21 protein-coding genes are annotated in these 17250 nt (G+C 64.9%); 16 read left to right on the top strand and 5 right to left on the bottom strand.

The features are described from left to right. Window positions 1-125 precede the first annotated feature (125 nt). From argJ to FJ414_RS15500, 5 genes are all read left to right on the top strand, one after another. Complete coding sequence (gene argJ, locus FJ414_RS15480) at window positions 126-1367, top strand: bifunctional glutamate N-acetyltransferase/amino-acid acetyltransferase ArgJ (protein WP_140645237.1); 1242 nt, start codon at window positions 126-128, stop codon at window positions 1365-1367. Beyond that, window positions 1367-2146 (top strand): GNAT family N-acetyltransferase, encoded by a 780-nt coding sequence (locus FJ414_RS15485; RefSeq protein ID WP_181181627.1) that lies wholly within the window; start codon window positions 1367-1369, stop codon window positions 2144-2146. Before argJ ends, FJ414_RS15485 begins: the two co-directional genes overlap by 1 nt. Then, window positions 2143-2565, top strand: coding sequence for a (deoxy)nucleoside triphosphate pyrophosphohydrolase (locus tag FJ414_RS15490; protein ID WP_140645238.1), 423 nt, complete (start codon window positions 2143-2145; stop codon window positions 2563-2565). Before FJ414_RS15485 ends, FJ414_RS15490 begins: the two co-directional genes overlap by 4 nt. 168 nt (window positions 2566-2733) lie before the next feature. After that, complete coding sequence (locus FJ414_RS15495; RefSeq protein ID WP_140645239.1) at window positions 2734-3054, top strand: hypothetical protein; 321 nt, start codon at window positions 2734-2736, stop codon at window positions 3052-3054. A 111-nt stretch (window positions 3055-3165) separates the two neighbouring features. Then, a complete protein-coding gene (locus tag FJ414_RS15500; protein WP_140543577.1) occupies window positions 3166-3345 on the top strand; it encodes a Flp family type IVb pilin in 180 nt (59 codons plus the stop codon). Window positions 3346-3357: 12 nt separating this feature from the next. On the opposite strand, the gene FJ414_RS15505 is transcribed toward FJ414_RS15500, so the two are convergent. After that, entirely contained in the window at window positions 3358-4230 is an 873-nt protein-coding gene (locus FJ414_RS15505) for a methyltransferase domain-containing protein (RefSeq protein WP_140645240.1), read from the bottom strand. A gap of 63 nt (window positions 4231-4293) precedes the next feature. Between FJ414_RS15505 and FJ414_RS15510 the strand changes: the two genes are divergently transcribed. The 5 genes from FJ414_RS15510 (at window position 4294) to FJ414_RS15530 (ending at window position 7367) form a co-directional block, all read left to right on the top strand. Beyond that, window positions 4294-5094, top strand: a complete 801-nt coding sequence (locus tag FJ414_RS15510) for a ComF family protein (protein ID WP_140645241.1) — start codon at window positions 4294-4296, stop codon at window positions 5092-5094. Between the two features lie 71 nt (window positions 5095-5165). Beyond that, a complete protein-coding gene (gene grxC, locus FJ414_RS15515; protein ID WP_140645242.1) occupies window positions 5166-5429 on the top strand; it encodes a glutaredoxin 3 in 264 nt (87 codons plus the stop codon). Window positions 5430-5431: 2 nt separating this feature from the next. Then, the gene (locus tag FJ414_RS15520) at window positions 5432-6298 is read left to right on the top strand and encodes a carbon-nitrogen hydrolase family protein (RefSeq protein ID WP_140645243.1); all 867 of its coding nucleotides are present in this window, start codon (window positions 5432-5434) and stop codon (window positions 6296-6298) included. Next, window positions 6295-6720, top strand: coding sequence for a DUF1178 family protein (locus FJ414_RS15525; RefSeq protein ID WP_140645244.1), 426 nt, complete (start codon window positions 6295-6297; stop codon window positions 6718-6720). The genes FJ414_RS15520 and FJ414_RS15525 overlap by 4 nt, the downstream gene beginning before the upstream one ends. A gap of 59 nt (window positions 6721-6779) precedes the next feature. Continuing rightward, entirely contained in the window at window positions 6780-7367 is a 588-nt protein-coding gene (locus FJ414_RS15530; protein WP_140645245.1) for a hypothetical protein, read from the top strand. A gap of 15 nt (window positions 7368-7382) precedes the next feature. Here the strand turns inward: FJ414_RS15530 and FJ414_RS15535 are convergent, their stop codons facing one another. Continuing rightward, the gene (locus FJ414_RS15535; RefSeq protein ID WP_140645271.1) at window positions 7383-7868 is read right to left on the bottom strand and encodes a MarR family transcriptional regulator; all 486 of its coding nucleotides are present in this window, start codon (window positions 7866-7868) and stop codon (window positions 7383-7385) included. A gap of 99 nt (window positions 7869-7967) precedes the next feature. Here FJ414_RS15535 and FJ414_RS15540 point away from each other — a divergent pair, with 99 nt between their 5' ends. Further along, a complete protein-coding gene (locus FJ414_RS15540) occupies window positions 7968-8900 on the top strand; it encodes a DMT family transporter (RefSeq protein WP_140645246.1) in 933 nt (310 codons plus the stop codon). On the opposite strand, the gene FJ414_RS15545 is transcribed toward FJ414_RS15540, so the two are convergent. After that, window positions 8897-9478: a winged helix DNA-binding protein gene (locus tag FJ414_RS15545; RefSeq protein ID WP_140645247.1), complete on the bottom strand. Its 582-nt coding sequence runs from the start codon at window positions 9476-9478 to the stop codon at window positions 8897-8899. The two genes, FJ414_RS15540 and FJ414_RS15545, sit on opposite strands and share 4 nt — an antisense overlap. Before the next feature lie 117 nt (window positions 9479-9595). Between FJ414_RS15545 and FJ414_RS15550 the strand changes: the two genes are divergently transcribed. Beyond that, window positions 9596-10714: an LLM class flavin-dependent oxidoreductase gene (locus FJ414_RS15550; protein ID WP_140645272.1), complete on the top strand. Its 1119-nt coding sequence runs from the start codon at window positions 9596-9598 to the stop codon at window positions 10712-10714. Window positions 10715-10728: 14 nt separating this feature from the next. Then, window positions 10729-11250 carry a flavin reductase family protein gene (locus FJ414_RS15555; RefSeq protein ID WP_140645248.1) on the top strand — a complete coding sequence of 174 codons (522 nt, stop codon included), beginning with the start codon at window positions 10729-10731 and terminating at the stop codon, window positions 11248-11250. A gap of 11 nt (window positions 11251-11261) precedes the next feature. On the opposite strand, the gene ubiG is transcribed toward FJ414_RS15555, so the two are convergent. After that, the gene (gene ubiG / locus FJ414_RS15560; protein WP_140645249.1) at window positions 11262-12011 is read right to left on the bottom strand and encodes a bifunctional 2-polyprenyl-6-hydroxyphenol methylase/3-demethylubiquinol 3-O-methyltransferase UbiG; all 750 of its coding nucleotides are present in this window, start codon (window positions 12009-12011) and stop codon (window positions 11262-11264) included. A 276-nt stretch (window positions 12012-12287) separates the two neighbouring features. Here ubiG and FJ414_RS15565 point away from each other — a divergent pair, with 276 nt between their 5' ends. After that, window positions 12288-12869: a putative glycolipid-binding domain-containing protein gene (locus FJ414_RS15565; protein WP_140645250.1), complete on the top strand. Its 582-nt coding sequence runs from the start codon at window positions 12288-12290 to the stop codon at window positions 12867-12869. 100 nt (window positions 12870-12969) lie between these two features. On the opposite strand, the gene FJ414_RS15570 is transcribed toward FJ414_RS15565, so the two are convergent. Further along, window positions 12970-13269 carry a hypothetical protein gene (locus tag FJ414_RS15570; protein WP_140645251.1) on the bottom strand — a complete coding sequence of 100 codons (300 nt, stop codon included), beginning with the start codon at window positions 13267-13269 and terminating at the stop codon, window positions 12970-12972. Window positions 13270-13482: 213 nt separating this feature from the next. Here FJ414_RS15570 and FJ414_RS15575 point away from each other — a divergent pair, with 213 nt between their 5' ends. Both FJ414_RS15575 and ptsP read left to right on the top strand, forming a co-directional pair. Next, window positions 13483-14736 carry an aspartate kinase gene (locus FJ414_RS15575; RefSeq protein WP_140645252.1) on the top strand — a complete coding sequence of 418 codons (1254 nt, stop codon included), beginning with the start codon at window positions 13483-13485 and terminating at the stop codon, window positions 14734-14736. Between the two features lie 83 nt (window positions 14737-14819). Then, complete coding sequence (ptsP, locus tag FJ414_RS15580) at window positions 14820-17090, top strand: phosphoenolpyruvate--protein phosphotransferase (RefSeq protein WP_140645253.1); 2271 nt, start codon at window positions 14820-14822, stop codon at window positions 17088-17090. Window positions 17091-17250 lie beyond the last annotated feature (160 nt).

Below are 17250 nucleotides of genomic sequence, written 5' to 3' on the forward strand. Positions count from 1 at the left end.
GACGCGTTTCCAACTGCCAAGCCGCCGGCCAGGCCGGGAAGGCGCGGCCAGAACGCCCCTTGCGCCGACGCGCGCTATCGGGCAAACCGGCCTTCCTTTCGCGTTCTTGCCGCTCCGGGGTTCCGATGTCCGCTACGATTTCGCCGCTCGCACCGAAGAAGTATCCGAAGATGCCGGTCATCGAGGGTGTGCGCATCGCGACCGCCGAAGCCGGCATCAAATACAAGAACAGAACCGACCTCTTGGCCATGGTCTTCGATCCGGGCACGGCTGTCGCCGGCGTGTTCACCAGGTCGAAATGCCCGTCGGCGCCGGTCGACTTCTGCCGTCAGAACCTGCCTGACGGCAAGGCGCGCGTCCTGGTGGTCAATTCCGGCAACGCCAACGCCTTCACCGGCAAGAAGGGCAAGGCTTCGACCGCGCTGACCGGCGAGGCGGCGGCGAAGGCCGCCGGATGCTCGCAGAGCGAGGTTTTCCTGGCCTCGACCGGCGTCATCGGCGAGCCGCTCGACACCACCAAATTCAGCCATCTGCTCGCCGGCTTGGTCAAGGACGGCAAGCCGGATCTGTGGACCGAGGCGGCCAAGGCGATCATGACCACGGACACCTATCCGAAGGTGGCGACTGCGACGGTCAAGCTCGGCGACGCCGACGTCACCATCAACGGCATCGCCAAGGGCGCCGGCATGATCGCACCCGACATGGCGACGATGCTTTCCTTCATCGCCACCGACGCGCCGATCGCCGCCCCCGCACTGCAGGACCTGCTTTCGCGCGGCACGGCCAAGACCTTCAATGCGGTGACCGTCGACAGCGACACCTCGACCAGCGACACGCTGCTCATCTTCGCCACCGGCAAGGCCGCCGCCCGCGGCGCGCCGGCGATCGGCGATCCCAAGGATGCGCGGCTTGGCGCCTTCCGCCGGGCGCTCGGCAAGGTGCTGAAGTCGCTGGCGCTGCAGGTGGTGCGCGACGGCGAGGGCGCGCGCAAGCAGGTCGAGGTCACGGTCACCGGCGCGAAGTCCGCCCGCTCGGCCAAGCGCATCGCGCTTTCGATCGCCAATTCGCCGCTGGTCAAGACGGCCGTCGCCGGCGAGGACGCCAATTGGGGCCGCGTCGTCATGGCGGTCGGCAAGGCCGGCGAACCGGCCGACCGCGACCGGCTGTCGATCTGGTTCGGCGACAATCGGCTCGCGCATGAGGGCGAACGCGATCCGAGCTATTCGGAGGAAGCGACCTCGGCCTATATGAAGCGCGACGACATCCGCATTCGCGCCGATCTCGGCATCGGCCGCGGCAAGGCGACGGTGTGGACCTGCGACCTCACCAAGGAATATGTCGCCATCAATGGCGATTACCGGAGCTGATGGCGCCGGTGTCCGGGCATCCGGCAAGCGTGCTGGCGGTCGTGCGCCGCTACGAGGCGGCGGGCTTTCGCGCCTGGCCGGCGGCCGCCGTCCATTATGACGGGACCTGGGTGGTACGGCTCACGGCAGGACACCCCGCCAAGCGCCTGAACTCGGTCAATCCGCTCGATCCGGGCGACACGCACGCCATCGAAGAGCGCATCGGCCGCGCCGCGCGGCGCTTCGACGCCTATGGCCGGCCGCTGACCTTTCGCATGTCGCCGCTGTCGGGACTGGTTCTGTCCACGCATCTCGACAAGGCCGGCTGGAACAGGTTCGACGAATCCCTGGTCATGCGGCTGCCGCTGAAGGAGGTCGGGCTCGGCGCGGCCATGGACCAGATTCCGCTCAAGGACATCAGCCGCTTCATCGGCGCGTCGCTGAGGACGAGCGGCTCGGACGCCTCGCTGCGGCCCGGCCTGTCCGAGGTCATCGGCGCGATCCAGCCGGAAGCGGGGCTGTTCGCGCTCGAGGAGGGCAACGAGCCGCTGGCGACGCTGATCTGCGTGCATGACGGCGATCTCGCGGGTCTGTTCGAGGTCGCCACCGAAGAATCGGCGCGCAAGAAGGGCCATGGCCGCAATCTCATCCTGTCGGCGCTGAAATGGGCCCGGCTGCGCGGCGCGCGCGAAGCCTGGCTGCAGGTCGAGGCCAGCAACAGGCCGGCCCTCTCGCTCTACCGGTCGCTCGGCTTCGAGGAAGTCTATCGCTACCATTATCGACGGCCGCCGGGCGCATGAGCGAGAGCAAGCCAACCGGAAAGCGTCTGCTGCTGGTCGCCGCCTGCGCGCTGGTCGACACCGACCGGCGCGTGCTCCTGGCGCAGCGTCCGGAAGGAAAGCAGCTTGCCGGCCTGTGGGAGTTTCCAGGCGGCAAGGTCGAGCCCGGCGAGACGCCGGAGGAATGCCTGGTGCGCGAATTGCATGAGGAACTCGGCATCGAGACGGAGATCCCGTGCCTGGCGCCGCTCACCTTCGCCAGCCACTCCTATGACGATTTCCATCTCCTGATGCCGCTTTATGTCTGCCGCCGCTTCCGCGGGATCGCGCAGCCCAAAGAAGGGCAGGGACTCAAATGGGTCAGGCCCCGGCAGATGCGCGACTATCCGATGCCGCCGGCCGACGCACCGCTGATCCAGTTCCTCATCGACCTTCTGTAGTTTCGCGGTTTGCCGTTGCGACAGCTCACCGTTTCCTGGAGACGGTGAATGTTCCGCACGTTTCCCGGGAGCTGCTTTAGCCAGCGTTAATGGAAGATTTATCTCGATGTGAAAAATTGCACGAGGCCGTTTCGCGCGGCGATATCGTCGATGACTGGGAAACACGGCATGAGCCTCGAAAGAGACTGGGACTCGATCCGACCCGACCGCGGCTTCCGCGCGGTGGACGCCGGCATGGGCATCCTGCGGATCACGCTTCTCTTCGGCTCGGCCGCGGTGGCGCTGGCGCTGATCGCAACGCCTTTCCTGGACAGCCAGACCCGGCCGCAGAGCGCTCGCGACGGCTTCCCTGGCGGGCTCGACATGACGGCGACCGGATCGATCGGTCATCGTCCCAATACATATACGCTGCGCCGCAGCGTGCTGCAGCCTTTGCCCAGTTCAATCTGTGTCATCCGCAATGACGGCAGCCGCAGCGGCGAGTGCTGACTTGGTTAATGATTTCGCGGCACGGCGGCGTTTCACTCGCTGTTAAGCTTTTGCCGTTAACCTTTCTTAACGGGTAAGACATTAGAGTTTCTGCATGAGGGATCGATGATCATGAAAAACCTGCTGCAGCAATTCATTGAAGATGAAACGGGCGCCACGGCCGTCGAATATGGCCTGATCGTCGTGGTGTTGTCGCTCGCCATCATCGCCGGGGTCAAACAGGCGGCCGATGGGCTCGTATGGCTGTTCACCGACAACAACAGCAAGCTAGCCAACGCCTTCGCTCACTGACGACGGGCGCGCTCAAGTCTTAGGCGGGTTCTCCAGGACAGCCTTTAGCGAGACCTTGGCCGATCCAGGTCTGAGCGGTTCTTGTTGCGAGGCGTCTGGCGCCCAGCCGGACATCCAAACAATCGAAAAACTTGCGCGGATACGGCCGTCCGGATCCGAGAATCGCTCGGCATAGATTTCGGCCGCGCGGGCAAACAGGCGTCTGCCGGCCGACCGGCGGCTGCGATCGATGAGCACGTTGGTTTCGCCCATGGCGCGGAGATCGGCCGCGAGATCGAACAGCGTATCGTAGCGCACCGCGACCGTTTCGACATCGGCGACCGGCAATGCCAGGCCGGCGCGCTGCAGCAGCGCGCCCGCGTCGCGCACGTCGGTGAAAGGAAGGATGCGCGGGCTCGCGCCGCCGTAAAGCTCCGTCTCGGCCGCAAGCATGCTTTCGCGTAGTTCCGCCAATGTGCCCGCGCCGGTAAGAGCGCCGAGGAACAGCCCGTCCGGTCTCAGCGCCCGGCGGATTTGCGCGAGCACGCCGGGAATGTCGTTCATGGCGTGCAGCGAGAGCAGGGAGACAGCGAGGTCGAGGCTGCCTTCCTCGAACGGCACGGTCTCCGGCGGCGCCACCAGGCCGGGGCCGCCGGCCAGAAGCGCTTCGTCCATCTCGACGCGTACGACCTCCCCGACCTTGCCGCTGCCGGCGAGCACGTCCGCCGCCGCCGACGTCTGACAAAACAGCGCGGCCGCCTTGCCGAAGCGGCGTTCGACGGCACCCAGCCGGTCGGCAAGGTCTTCCGCGGCGCGCCGCATCAGGAAATCGGCGCCTTCGACGGGGCGGGCGAGAGCCCTGCGCTTGCGCGCGAGCCAGAGCTCGGTGTCGATCAAGGGCTGCAACGAAAAGCTTCCTGTTGTCCGCGCGTGCCGGAGTGGTGTTAAGGTGCGCCGGGTTCCAATCACGTGGCCGATCCGGTGCACAAGATCAAGACCATAGCGGTCCAGGATATGGCCCGGCAGGCACTGGCCTGGCCGGCGCGCCTGTTGTTTCCGCCGGTTTGCGCCGGCTGCCGTCGCCATGTGTCGCAGCCTGGCGTGCTGTGCGGCGCCTGCTGGCCGAAGCTGAGGCTGCTGGAGAAGCCCTGGTGCCCGGTGATGGGCACGCCCTTCATCCACGACATGGGCGAGGGGTTTCTGTCCGCCGAGGCGATCGCCGATCCTCCGCCCTTCGAGAGGGCGCGGGCGGCCGTCGTCTATTCAGGTGTTGCGCGGCAGATGGTGCAGGGGCTGAAATATCAGGATCGAACCGACCTCGCGCCGTGGATGGCGAACTGGATGATGCGCGCCGGCGCGGAGCTGGCCGCGGAGGCCGACCTGGTCGTGCCGGTGCCGTTGCACTGGCGGCGCTTCTTCCGGCGCCAGTTCAACCAGTCGGCGGAGCTCGGACGGGCCGTTGCAAAGCTCGGCGGGCTGCCCTTCTCGCCATCCGCGATCAGGCGCGTGAAGCTGACGCGCCAGCAGGTCGGACTCGAACGGCACGAGCGCGAGGAGAATGTGCGCGCCGCCTTTCGCGTCCCGCCGGAAGCCGAAATCGAGATAGCCGGGCGCCGGGTACTTGTGGTCGACGATGTTTACACCACCGGCGCAACGGTGCGGGCGGTCGCCAAGGCGCTGAAGAGGGGCGGCGCCGGAGCCGTCGACATCCTCACTTTCGCCCGCGTCCTGCCTGGGGACTTTCGGCCCGATGAGTCCGCGACTATATAGGTTTTAATTTGTTGTTTGCCGCATGTCGCTTTCGTACCTCACTGGACGGCATGCATGAGGACTGCCGGCCAATGGCTGATGTGACGATCTATACCCGCATGATGTGCGGCTACTGCAACGCCGCCAAGCGGTTGCTCGACCGCAAGGGGGTAGCCTATACCGAGCACGACGCCTCGTTCTCGCCGGAGCTGCGCCAGGAAATGATTTCCAAGGCGCATGGGCGAGCCACCTTTCCGCAGATTTTCATCGGCGACACGCATGTCGGCGGCTGCGACGACCTCCACGATCTGGAGTCGCGGGGCCGGCTGGACGCGATGCTCGCCAACGGGAGATGACCATGGGTAGTTTCAAGGCCGCCGCCGTGCAGATGCGTTCGGGCACGAGCCCGGAACGCAACGCCGCCGACATGGAGATCCTGGTCCGCCAGGCCGCCGGCCAGGGCGCCACCTACGTCCAGACGCCGGAAATGACCGGGGCGCTGGTGCGCGACAAGGAAGCCGGCGCGGCCGCTTTTACCGCGGAGGACAAGGACATCGTCGTCGCGACCGCGCGCAGGTTGGCGAAGGAGCTCGGCATTCACCTGCATATCGGCTCGACGGCCATTCGCCGCGCCGACGGGAAGCTCGCCAACCGCGCTTTCCTGTTTTCGCCAGACGGCGCCGTGATTGCCGGCTATGACAAGATCCATATGTTCGACGTCGATCTCGACAATGGCGAGAGCTGGCGCGAATCCGCGTCCTACGAGCCAGGGACGGAAGCGGCCGTGACCGACATCGAAGGGACGAAGCTTGGCTTTGCCGTCTGCTACGACCTGCGCTTTCCGCAGCTGTTCCGCGCCGAGGCGATGGCCGGGGCCGAAGTGCTGACGGTGCCGGCCGCCTTCACGCGCCAGACCGGCGAAGCGCACTGGCATGTGCTGCTGCGCGCCCGCGCCATCGAGAACGGCGCCTATGTCATCGCTGCCGCGCAGGGCGGCCTGCATGAGGGCGGGCGCGAGACCTATGGCCATTCGCTGATCGTCGATCCGTGGGGGCGCATCATCGCCGAGGCCGCGCATAACGAGCCCGGTGTGATCGTCGCCGAGATCGATCCGGCCCAGTCGCTGGCCGCGCGCCGCAAGATCCCCAATCTGAAGAACGCGCGGGATTTCGCCGTCAAAGCCGGGACAAGCGAAGCGCCGCGTCTCAGGGGTGCCGCCTCTTGATCCGTTTCTCCCTGATCTGCGAACACGAGCACGAGTTCGAAGCGTGGTTCCGCAGCAATGACGATTTCGACACCCAGAAGAAGCGCGGCTTCGTCGATTGCCCGAGCTGCGGCTCGCACAAGGTCGAGAAGGCGCTGATGGCGCCCGCCGTCTCCACATCCCGTAAACAGGAGAAGGTGGCCTTGGCCATGGGCGAGGCGCAGAAGCAGGCGCTGGCGCAGCTCAAGGCGCTGGCCGAGAAGGTGCGCGAGAATGCCGACTATGTCGGCGACAAGTTCGCAGAGGAAGCGCGCAAGATCCATTTCGGCGAAACCGATCCGCGCGGCATCTATGGCGAGGCGACGCCGGAAGAGGCGCAGAGCCTCGTCGAGGACGGCGTCGAGTTCATGCCGATCCCGAGCTTTCCGGACGACCGGAACTGAGCGGGCGGCGGCGAGAAATCTTTTCGGGCCTCGTAGAGAGGTTCTTTCAGTGGATTTGGTTGAAGACCTCGGACAGTCTGACAGTGGACGGTTTGCTGGTTGTTGGAGATCAGCAAGAGATTGATCGGGTGGTCCAGGCCCTGTCGCTCATTCGCCAACACGATCCAATCCGCTACCGTAGGCTTGCAAGAGACCTCAGTCGTATTTGGATTTTGGCAATCCCCTATCGCGGACAGTTCAGCGTAGGTACCTGGACTTGCCAGCTCGATCAACGGTTCGTGCTCGACAAAAAGACGTCGTGTGAGCTCATTGCCTCAGTGATCGTGCATGAGGCAACACATGCGCGTCTCGCACGGTTCGGCATCGAGTATCGCGAAGAATTGCGCCAGCGTATTGAACAGGCGTGTATCCGGCGCCAAATGGCTTTCACCAAAGCACTTCCCGGGGCAGCTGAAGCATTTGACGAGGCCGACAGGATGCTGAACGCTTTGCCCGACATGAGCGATACCGCAATGGCCGAGCAAGCCTTTGCGGCAGAGGTCGAGGCCGCGCGTTATGTCGGCGTTCCCGAGTGGTTGCTGCGAAGAATGATCGCCCTCCGAAGATGGCGCAACAGGAGATTGGCTGCGAAGTCGAGGCGGAATTGATCCTCTCGTCAGGTGTCAACTCATGCTGCCAATCAATTTGCCGAGCAGCTTCGCCAGCATTTCCCGGTCCTCGCGTGTCAGGCCAGCAAGGATTTCGTGCTCGTTGGCGACGTGGGCGGCAAGCGCTTCGTTGATGAGCTCAAGCCCTTTCTCGGTCAATTGCACCACCACACCGCGCCGGTCGCTGGGGTGCGGCGCGCGCCGGGTCAGACCGGCCTTTTCCAGGCGGTCGAGGCGGGCGGTCATGGCGCCCGACGTCACCATCGTCGCCTCGTAAAGCTCGGTCGGCGTCAGCGCATAGGGCGCGCCGGTACGGCGCAGCGTCGCCAACACGTCGAATTCGCCGGACTGCAGCCCGAAGCGGGCGAATACCGGCGCGAGCCGGTCGCGCGCAATGAGCGCCGAGGCCTCGTTCAACCGCCCGATGACGCCCATCGGCGACACGTCGAGATCCGGTCGTTCCCGTCGCCACTGTTCCATGGCCCTGCCCGCTCGATCCATATTGCTCACCGTAAAGTATCTTGACATAAAGAATCTTTGCATTATCTTACTGCAATAAGAACTGGCCGCCAAGCGGTCTCGCAGCGACAGGACGAACCAATGAGATTTCTCTGGGATTCAGCGATCTGGCTTCTGGTCGTGACGGGCGGCCTGCTTGGCATGACGCTGCCGTTCGGCAAGCTCGCCACCGCCGCCGGCGTGCCCGCCATGGTCTGGGCCTTCGTCATCTCGCTGGGCGCCGGCGGCGTGCTGTTCTTGGCGCTTCTGTTGCGCGGCGAGCGCATCCGGCTGACGCCGCACAAGCTGCGCTATTTCTTCGTCACTGCGGCGATTTCCTATGCCGTCCCCAATCTTTTGATGTTCTCCGCCATTCCGCATCTCGGCGCCGGCTACACCGGCATCATGTTCACGCTGTCGCCGGTGATCACGCTGGTGTTCTCGATCCTGCTCGGTGTCAGGCGCCCCAACCTGCTCGGCGTCATCGGCATCGCCGTCGGTTTCATCGGCGCGGCGATGGTCGCGCTGACGCGCGGCGAGGCCGGCCAGCCGGCCGATTATTTCTGGGTTGCGATCGGACTGCTCATCCCGGTCAGCCTTGCCGCCGGCAACATCTACCGCACCGTCGACTGGCCGCAAGACACCGGCCCGATCGAGCTTGCCGTCGGCAGCCACCTGGCCTCGGCCACGCTGCTTCTCATTGGCATCCTCGGCCTTCTGGGCACGCATGCCTTCGCCCCGCTCGGCGCCGTGCCCCTCGTCGTCGTCGGTCAGGTTGTGTCGGCCTCGGCGATGTTTGCCTTCTTCTTCCGCCTGCAGGCGGTCGGTGGGCCGGTCTATCTCAGCCAGATCGGCTATGTGGCGGCGGCCGTTGGGTTGTTCGCCGGCACGCTCTTCCTCGGTGAGCATTACCAGCTTCTGACCTGGCTGGGCGCCGCCATCATCACCGCCGGGGTTTTCATCACGACCAAGGCGCAAAGCCAAGCCGGCGCGCCGGCGCCGGTTCGGGTCGAGCCGGCGTCGTCCCGGAGCTAATCCTGCTTGCCGGAGGATTCCGGCCGCGGGTGGCGGCGGCGATGGGTGGCGGCGGCGCGCGCCGCCTGCTCATAGATGCCCGTCATCAACTCCAGCGTGCGCGCGACGTCCTCGAGCTTCTCGGCCATCTCGGGAATGCGCTTCACCGCTTCGATGAGCAGCACCGAACGGATATCGGCATAGCGTTCCGTCACCCGATGACCCAGCGGCGTCACCTCGTAGGTCACGCCGGCCCTGCCGCTGCCGGTGCGCGTGATCAGCCCGCCCTTCAACAGCTTGCGCAGGCTGTACTGGATGTTGGGAATGTCGTCGCGATTGGTCATCTGGGCAAGGTCGCGGACGCTTTTGGGCCGGTCGTTCATCCTGATGATGTGGAGCAGCGCGTTTTCCGGCCCGCTGGCCGAAAACTCGATCACGGTGGCGAGGCACTCCGCCTGCCAGTGGCCGAACGCCTCGTAGGAGCGCATCAGCGCATATTCGACCTCGGTGACGTCGATCTCGAGTGGCGTGCGCGCCAGATGCCAGCCGCGGTCGAGCAGTTCTTCCTGTGTTTCCAGCGATTTGCGACGCTCGTTCATCAGCCTCTCCCTTGCCGCGAGGATGCGCCGATCCACGCGATTGCGTCCACATGAATTTATGATAGACTTTCTATCATAAATTATAATCAAAAATGTGAGGAGAACATCGTCGTGAGCATGCTCGACAAGTCCGCGCCTGGCACCCAGCCTTTCTTTCTCGGCACCTTCGCGTCCAACTGTTCCGGCGGCATGACCGTCACCAAGGTCGCCGAGCGCTGGGACAATTCCTGGGACAACAACCTCAAGCTCGCCCGCCTTCTCGATGAAGCCGGCATCGACTTCATGCTGCCGATCGCGCGCTGGATCGGTTACGGCGGCGAAACCAATTTTCATGGCAACGTGCTTGAGACGATCACCTGGGCAGCGGGGCTGCTGGCGCTCACCCGCAACATCACCGTCTTTGCCACGACCCATACGGCGGCGAACCACCCTGTCGTCGTCGCCAAGCAACTGGCCACCATCGACCAGATCAGCTGCGGCCGCATCGGCCTCAACATCGTCGCCGGCTGGAACAAGCCGGAATACGAGGCACTTGGGCTGACGCTGCCCGACGACCACACCACCCGCTACGGCTACGCTCAGGAATGGTTCGACATCGTGCGCGCCCTGTGGAGCCGCACGGAGGCCTTCGACTGGGACGGAACCTGGTTCAAGCTCAGGAACGTGCTCGGCGATCCGCGTCCGTCATCGCCGTTGCCGATCCTCAACGCGGCCGGCTCGGAAGAGGGGCGGAAATTTGCTGTCCGCAACGCCGATTTCCTGTTCACGCCGGCGATCGACCTCTCGCGCTCGAAGGACGAACTCGCGGCGCTGAAGGAGCAGGGCAAAGCGGCGGGCAGGGACGTCGATGTGCTGACCTTCGCCCATGTCGTGTGCCGGCCGACGGAAAAGGAAGCCAAGGACTATCTTGAGCATTTCGGCCGCGCCAATGCCGATTGGGCGGCGGTGGACAATCTGGTGCGGCTGCAATTCGCCCACGCGCAATCCTTCCCGCACGACCTTCTGGCGCTCATCCGCGACCGCATGGCGGCGGGCCATGGCGGTTTTCCGCTGACCGGCACGCCCGAGCAGGTGGCCGACGGCATCACCCAACTGCACCATGCCGGCTTCCGCGGCTCGACCTTGTCCTTCGTCGATTATGTCGAGGAATTCCCCTATTTCCGCGACACGGTCCTGCCTATTCTCGAAGAAAGAGGCATTCGCGTCGCGCCGGCCGCGATGCAGTCGGCGGCTTAGACAAGGAGATGGCAATGTCCACGGCAGAAGGTCAGTCCACGCCAGAAGATCCGGTCAGCGTCGCTGATTTCCGCGCCGCCATGCGCCTCATCGTCGGCAATGTCAGCGTCATCACCGCCGGCGTCGGCGACGACCGTACCGGCCTCGTCGTCATTTCCGTGGTGTCGCTGTCGGCCGAGCCGCCGAAGGTGATCGCCTGCGTCAACCGCTCCTCATCGACCTGGCCGATCATCGAGCGCTACCGGCATTTCGGCGTCAACTCGCTCGGGCCCCAGCACCAGCAGGTTGCCGAGCGCTTCTCCGGCTTCGGCGGCATCAAGGGCAAGGATCGTTACGAGGGCGCCGAATGGACGACGCTGAAGACGGGCGCGTCGCTGCTCTGCGACGCGGTGGCCGCTTTCGACTGCAGCCTCGACGAGATGATCGATCGCGGCACGCATTCGATCGTCATCGGTTCGGTCGAGGCGGTGAGGACGCAGGATGCCGGACAGGCCCTGATCTATTGGCGCGGTGGCTATCGGCCGTTGGAAGCCTGAGGACCCATTGATCAGACCGAGGCTTTCTCGGCCAGCACCATGTAGTTGACGTCCATGTCCTTCGAGCGCTGCCAGCGGTCGGCCAGTGGGTGATAGATGACGCCGGTGCGGTCGATCACCGTGAGACCGGCCGCGCCCAGTGCCTTTGCCAGCTCCTCCGGCCGCACCAGCTTGCCGAACTGATGCGTGCCGCGCGGCAGCCAGCGCAACACATACTCGGCGCCGATGATGGCAAGGCCAAGCGCTTTCAGCGTGCGGTTGATGGTGGCGACGAACATGATGCCGCCGGGGCGGACCATCTGCCCGCATTTGGCGACGAACAGGTCGACATCGGCGACATGCTCGACCACTTCCATGTTCAGGATGACATCGAAGACCTCGCCGGCATCGGCGAGCGCCTCGGCCGTGGTGGCGCGGTAGTCGACGCTGACGCCGGCCTCCGCCGCATGCAGCTTCGCCACTTCGATGTTGGTCGCGGAAGCATCGGCGCCGACCACTTCGGCGCCAAGCCTGGCCATCGGCTCGCACAAAAGCCCGCCGCCGCAACCGATATCGAGGAAGCGCAGGCCATCGAAAGGCCGCGCCGCGCGCGGATCGCGGCCAAAACGCGCCGCCACCTGGTCGCGGATATAGGCAAGCCGCACCGGGTTGAACTTGTGCAGCGGACGGAACTTGCCGTTCGGGTTCCACCATTCGGCGGCAAGGGCGGAGAAGCGCTCCACTTCTCCAGCATCGATGGTCGATCGGCGGGGCTCTGGCATAGGCGGGTCTCCAACTCGTGACCCCGAAAATCGGTATCGATTTCGGAACGGATCATGCACAAGGTCAAAGTGCTACAGTGTCCTGCGTCCCAAAGGACGCGCGGCGCTGACGTTAGGAAGTCGGGCGCGGGGGAGGGAATGTCAAGGCAGGTTTTTTCAGCTGCCGCCAAGCTCTCGTGCTGTCAGCACGTGGCAGCTTGGTCGGACCGATGGTGAAACGGGATTGTGACTTCGCGCGAATGGGACGGCATAGACTGTTCGAAAAGGAACGCGATCATGCGACCTCACACGTCGATCCTCTGGCGCCGTCTCGATCTTGAAGGCCACGATGCCTGCCTGCTTTGTGCGACCCCGAGCGGTTGGCGGCTCAAGGGGCATGCCCTCTTCCTCCATGACGGCCAGCCCTGCAGCCTTGCCTATGCGGCGGATTGCGATGCCGGCTGGCGCACGCGTTTCGCAAGCGTCGACGGCTTTCTCGGCACGCAAACCTTGCGCTACGAGGTCGAACGGCTGGCCGACGGCCGATGGACGCTGAATGGCGCGGAGCAGGCGGAGGTTGCCGGGCTTGTCGATGTCGACCTCGGCTTCACGCCGGCAACGAACCTGCTGGCGATCCGCCGCTTCGACCTTGCCGTCGGCGCTGCGGCGCCTGCCCCGGCGGCCTATCTGGCCTTTCCGGAGCTAAGGCTTGAACGTCTGGACCAGACCTACCGTCGCCTCGACGACAGCCGCTACGCCTATGCCGCGCCGAAATTCGGCTACGACCAGGTGCTGGACGTCTCGCCGTCCGGCTTCATTGTCGACTATCCAGGACTGTGGAAGGCCATCGCGCTGCGTTGCGCATCCTCGACCGGCTAAAGCGCGTCGCGCTGAAGCGGATTCAGGCGACGCGCTTTAAGGCTTTGTTTCCATGCATGTCGTTATCGCAAAACCGCCGCACACTTTTGCGCGACATGCATTAGATTTTCGACAGCGCGACCGCCGCGTGCCTCATGTCGACGCTGGCCGGGTCGATCGCCTGAACCGCCTCGCTGGCGCCGATCTCGGCCATGATGCGGTCCGCCGCCGCCTGGGCCTGTTCCAGGCTCTGCCAGCGCACGACGTCCACCCAGCTTCCATCCTCGCACCTGCCGAGCTGCCGGCTTTGGAAGCCCGGCTGCCGGGCAAGCCAATCCGTCATGATCCCATTGTTGGAGACAAAGCCGGCTTCGGTGCCGGGCTTCAGGCGGAAGGTGACGATTTCCAGGGTCTCGGACATGAGAATCTCCAACGGGCCGTTTCGGCAGTCTTGTGGCATGACCGGCGACAGGAATCCGTCAGGATGAGTGGTGCCGGGCCGGCTAATAAGTGCGCTCGCTTGCGAAGCCTTGCTGTTTTGGCTAAGGAGGCCGCGCATTTCCGCGCTTGGTCACCCTGGCGTTTCCTCCCGTTCCGGCCTTGAGCCGGCTTGAGTCAAAGGCATTTCGCTTCCATGGCGCGTATCGTGATGAAATTCGGCGGAACCTCGGTCGCCGACATCGCCCGCATCCGCAATGTGGCGCGCCATGTCAAACGCGAGGTCGATGCCGGCCACGACGTCGCCGTGGTGGTCTCGGCCATGGCCGGCAAGACCAACGAGCTGGTCGGCTGGACCCGCGAAGCCTCGCCCATGCACGACGCGCGCGAATATGACGCCGTGGTTGCTTCGGGCGAGCAGGTCACGGCTGGCCTGTTGGCGATCACGTTGCAGAACATGGGCATTCATGCACGGTCCTGGCAGGGCTGGCAGATCCCGATCAAGACCGACAATGCCCATGGCGCGGCGCGCATCCTCGACATCGACGGCGCCTTCCTGATCAAGCGCTTCGGCGAGGGCCAGGTGGCGGTCATCGCCGGGTTCCAGGGCATCGGGCCGGACAACCGTATCGCGACGCTCGGCCGCGGCGGCTCCGACACCAGCGCCGTGGCGATCGCCGCGGCGGTCAAGGCCGACCGATGCGACATCTATACCGACGTCGACGGCGTCTACACGACCGACCCTCGCATCGAGCCGAAAGCCCGGCGTCTCGCCAAGATTTCGTTCGAGGAAATGCTCGAAATGGCTTCGCTCGGCGCCAAGGTGCTGCAGGTGCGCTCGGTCGAGCTTGCCATGGTACACAGGGTGCGTACCTTCGTGCGGTCGTCCTTCGACGATCCCGATGCGCCCGGAATGGGGGATTTGCTCAATCCGCCCGGAACGCTCATTTGCGACGAGGAAGAGATCGTGGAACAGCAGGTCGTCACCGGAATTGCCTACGCCAAGGACGAAGCGCAGATTTCGTTGCGCCGCGTCGGCGACCGTCCAGGCGTCGCCGCCGGCATCTTCGGCCCGCTGGCCGAGGCCAACATCAATGTCGACATGATCGTCCAGAACATTTCCGAGGACGGCAAATTCACCGACATGACCTTCACCGTGCCGTCCGGCGACGTCGACAAGGCGCTTGCGGTGCTGGAGAAGCTGAAGCCGGAAGTCGGCTACGACGTCGTGCAGTCGGAAGCCGGCATGTCGAAGGTCTCGGTCATAGGCATCGGTATGAGGAGCCACGCCGGCGTCGCCGCCACTGCCTTCAAGGCACTGGCCGACAAGGCGATCAACATCCGCGCCATCACCACGTCCGAGATCAAAATTTCGATACTGATCGACGGTCCCTATACGGAACTGGCGGTTCGCACTTTGCATTCCGTCTACGGTCTGGATAAGCAATAGCAAGAACTGAGTCAGTTGTTGCGTGAACGCCGGCCGCGGGAGAAACTGCGGCGGGCGAAATGCCCATTGGAGAACAAGCCGCGATGCGTGATACGGCCAGTGGCCCGCGCGTTCTGCTCAAACGGCTTCGCGAGCTCATGCAAGAGCCGCTGGAGCCGCAGGAGCGGCTCGACCGCATCGTGCGCGACATCGCCTCCAACATGGTCGCCGAAGTCTGCTCGCTCTATGTGCTGCGCGCCGACTCGGTGCTCGAACTCTACGCCACCGAAGGTCTGAACCCGAACGCCGTCCACCTGGCGCAGCTCAGGCTCGGACAGGGCCTGGTCGGCACGATCGCCGCCAGCGCGCGGCCGCTCAATCTCTCCAACGCGCAGGAACATCCGGCCTTCGCCTACCTGCCGGAGACGGGCGAAGAGATCTACAATTCCTTCCTCGGCGTGCCGGTGCTGAGGGCAGGGCGCACGCTGGGCGTGCTGGTGGTGCAGAACAAGACCATGCGCCACTATCGCGACGACGAGGTCGAAGCGCTTGAAACGACGGCGATGGTGATCGCCGAGATGATCGCCACCGGCGATCTTGCCCGCCTCACCAAGCCGGGGCTGGAGCTCGACCTGCGCCGCCCGGCGAGCTTCACCGGCGTCTCCTTCAACGATGGCGTCGGTCTCGGCCATGTCGTGCTGCACGAGCCGCGCATCGTCGTCACCAACCTGTTCAACGAGGACAGCGAGGAGGAGGTGCGCCGGCTGCAGTCCTCGCTCGGCTCGCTGCGCCTCTCCATCGACGACATGCTGGAGCGGCGCGAGGTCGCCTTCGAGGGCGAGCACCGCGAGGTGCTCGAAGCCTACCGCATGTTCGCCAATGACAGTGGTTGGGTGCGTCGGTTGGAAGAGGCGATCCGCAACGGCCTGACGGCGGAAGCCGCGGTCGAAAAGGTGCAAAGCGACATGCGCGCGCGCATGCTGCACATGACCGATCCCTATCTGCGCGAGCGGATGAGCGATTTCGACGATCTCGCCAACCGGCTGTTGCGCCAGCTGATGGGGCGCGGGCCGGAGGATGTCGCGGCCGCGCTGCCCAAGGACGCCATCATCGTCGCCCGCTCGATGGGCGCGGCCGAGCTGCTCGACTATCCGCGCGACAAGCTGCGCGGCCTGGTGCTCGAGGACGGCGCCGCCACCAGCCATGTCGTGATCGTCGCGCGCGCCATGGGCATTCCGGTCGCCGGACAGGTGAAGGGCGCCGTTTCCATGGCGGAAAACGGCGACGCCATCATCGTCGACGGCGAGGAAGGCACCATCCATCTCAGGCCGCAATCCGACCTGGAAGCCGCCTATGCCGAAAAGGTCCGGTTCCGGGCCCGACGGCAGGAAGTCTACCGTGAGCTGCGCAAGAAGCCGTCGCTGACCAGGGACGGGATTCCGGTCGATCTCCTGATGAATGCGGGCCTTGCCGTCGACCTGCCGCAGCTTACCGAGTCGGGCGCCGCCGGCATCGGCCTGTTCCGCACCGAGCTGCAGTTCATGGTTGCCTCGACCTTCCCGCGCGCCGAGGCGCAGGAGCGGCTCTATCGTGATGTGCTCGACGCCGCGCGCGGCAAACCGGTCACTTTCCGCACCATCGACATCGGCGGCGACAAGGTGCTGCCTTACTTCAAGGGCGCGATCCAGGAAGAGAACCCGGCGCTGGGCTGGCGGGCGATCCGGCTGACGCTCGATCGTCCTGGCCTGCTCAGGACGCAGATCCGGGCGCTGCTCAAAGCCAGCGGTGGCCGCGAACTGAAGCTGATGCTGCCCATGGTCACCGAGCTGTCGGAAGTCGCGCAGGCGCGCGAGATCATCGACCGCGAGGTCCGGCATTTGTCGCGCTTCGCGCACCACCTGCCCACCAGCCTCAAGCTCGGCGCGATGCTGGAAGTGCCCTCGCTCCTGTTCCAGCTCGACGAATTGATGAAGGCGGTGGATTTCGTCTCGGTCGGCTCCAACGACCTCTTCCAGTTCGTCATGGCGGTCGACCGCGGCAATACGCAGCTTGCCGACCGCTTCGACACGCTTTCGGCGCCGTTCCTGCGGGTGCTGAAGACGATCGCCGATGCCGGCGCCCGCAATCACACACCGGTGACGCTTTGCGGCGAGCTGGCCGGCAAGCCGATCTCGGCGATGGCGCTGATCGGCCTCGGCTTCCGTTCGATCTCGATGTCGCCGGCCTCGATCGGCCCGGTCAAGGCGATGCTGACCGAACTTCCGCTGCAGGAACTGCAGGCCTTCTTCAGGGACAATCTGATGGCGCCCGCCCAGGGTACGCCGATGCGGGCGCTACTGCAGGCCTTTGCCGACGATCGTTCGATTCCGCTCTAGATTCACGTGAGGGCGGTCTGCAAATGGCGATTTTCTGCGCTTCCGGCCTTCGCCGGCCGAAGCATTCATGAGTGGCGTGGCAGTTGAATTAAGGCTATGGCCGGCGCAGGCCGGTGCTCATGTACCTAAATGTACATTCCGCTCCGGTACTCGAAACTCG

The sequence above is a fragment of the Mesorhizobium sp. B3-1-6 genome (assembly GCF_006439555.1).
Classification (GTDB): Bacteria; Pseudomonadota; Alphaproteobacteria; order Rhizobiales; family Rhizobiaceae; genus Mesorhizobium.

Excerpts from the sequence above, each read along its gene's own strand:
- FJ414_RS15535 (WP_140645271.1), bottom strand. The coding sequence starts at position 7,868 with ATGGATCGAGCGGGCAGGGCCATGGAACAGTGGCGACGGGAACGACCG.
- ptsP (WP_140645253.1), top strand. The coding sequence starts at position 14,820 with ATGCGTGATACGGCCAGTGGCCCGCGCGTTCTGCTCAAACGGCTTCGC.
- FJ414_RS15520 (WP_140645243.1), top strand. The coding sequence starts at position 5,432 with ATGGGTAGTTTCAAGGCCGCCGCCGTGCAGATGCGTTCGGGCACGAGC.
- argJ (WP_140645237.1), top strand. The coding sequence starts at position 126 with ATGTCCGCTACGATTTCGCCGCTCGCACCGAAGAAGTATCCGAAGATG.
- FJ414_RS15495 (WP_140645239.1), top strand. The coding sequence starts at position 2,734 with ATGAGCCTCGAAAGAGACTGGGACTCGATCCGACCCGACCGCGGCTTC.
- ubiG (WP_140645249.1), bottom strand. The coding sequence starts at position 12,011 with ATGCCAGAGCCCCGCCGATCGACCATCGATGCTGGAGAAGTGGAGCGC.
- FJ414_RS15485 (WP_181181627.1), top strand. The coding sequence starts at position 1,367 with ATGGCGCCGGTGTCCGGGCATCCGGCAAGCGTGCTGGCGGTCGTGCGC.
- FJ414_RS15565 (WP_140645250.1), top strand. The coding sequence starts at position 12,288 with ATGCGACCTCACACGTCGATCCTCTGGCGCCGTCTCGATCTTGAAGGC.
- FJ414_RS15570 (WP_140645251.1), bottom strand. The coding sequence starts at position 13,269 with ATGTCCGAGACCCTGGAAATCGTCACCTTCCGCCTGAAGCCCGGCACC.
- FJ414_RS15540 (WP_140645246.1), top strand. The coding sequence starts at position 7,968 with ATGAGATTTCTCTGGGATTCAGCGATCTGGCTTCTGGTCGTGACGGGC.
- grxC (WP_140645242.1), top strand. The coding sequence starts at position 5,166 with ATGGCTGATGTGACGATCTATACCCGCATGATGTGCGGCTACTGCAAC.
- FJ414_RS15575 (WP_140645252.1), top strand. The coding sequence starts at position 13,483 with ATGGCGCGTATCGTGATGAAATTCGGCGGAACCTCGGTCGCCGACATC.
- FJ414_RS15490 (WP_140645238.1), top strand. The coding sequence starts at position 2,143 with ATGAGCGAGAGCAAGCCAACCGGAAAGCGTCTGCTGCTGGTCGCCGCC.
- FJ414_RS15550 (WP_140645272.1), top strand. The coding sequence starts at position 9,596 with ATGCTCGACAAGTCCGCGCCTGGCACCCAGCCTTTCTTTCTCGGCACC.
- FJ414_RS15500 (WP_140543577.1), top strand. The coding sequence starts at position 3,166 with ATGAAAAACCTGCTGCAGCAATTCATTGAAGATGAAACGGGCGCCACG.
- FJ414_RS15555 (WP_140645248.1), top strand. The coding sequence starts at position 10,729 with ATGTCCACGGCAGAAGGTCAGTCCACGCCAGAAGATCCGGTCAGCGTC.
- FJ414_RS15545 (WP_140645247.1), bottom strand. The coding sequence starts at position 9,478 with ATGAACGAGCGTCGCAAATCGCTGGAAACACAGGAAGAACTGCTCGAC.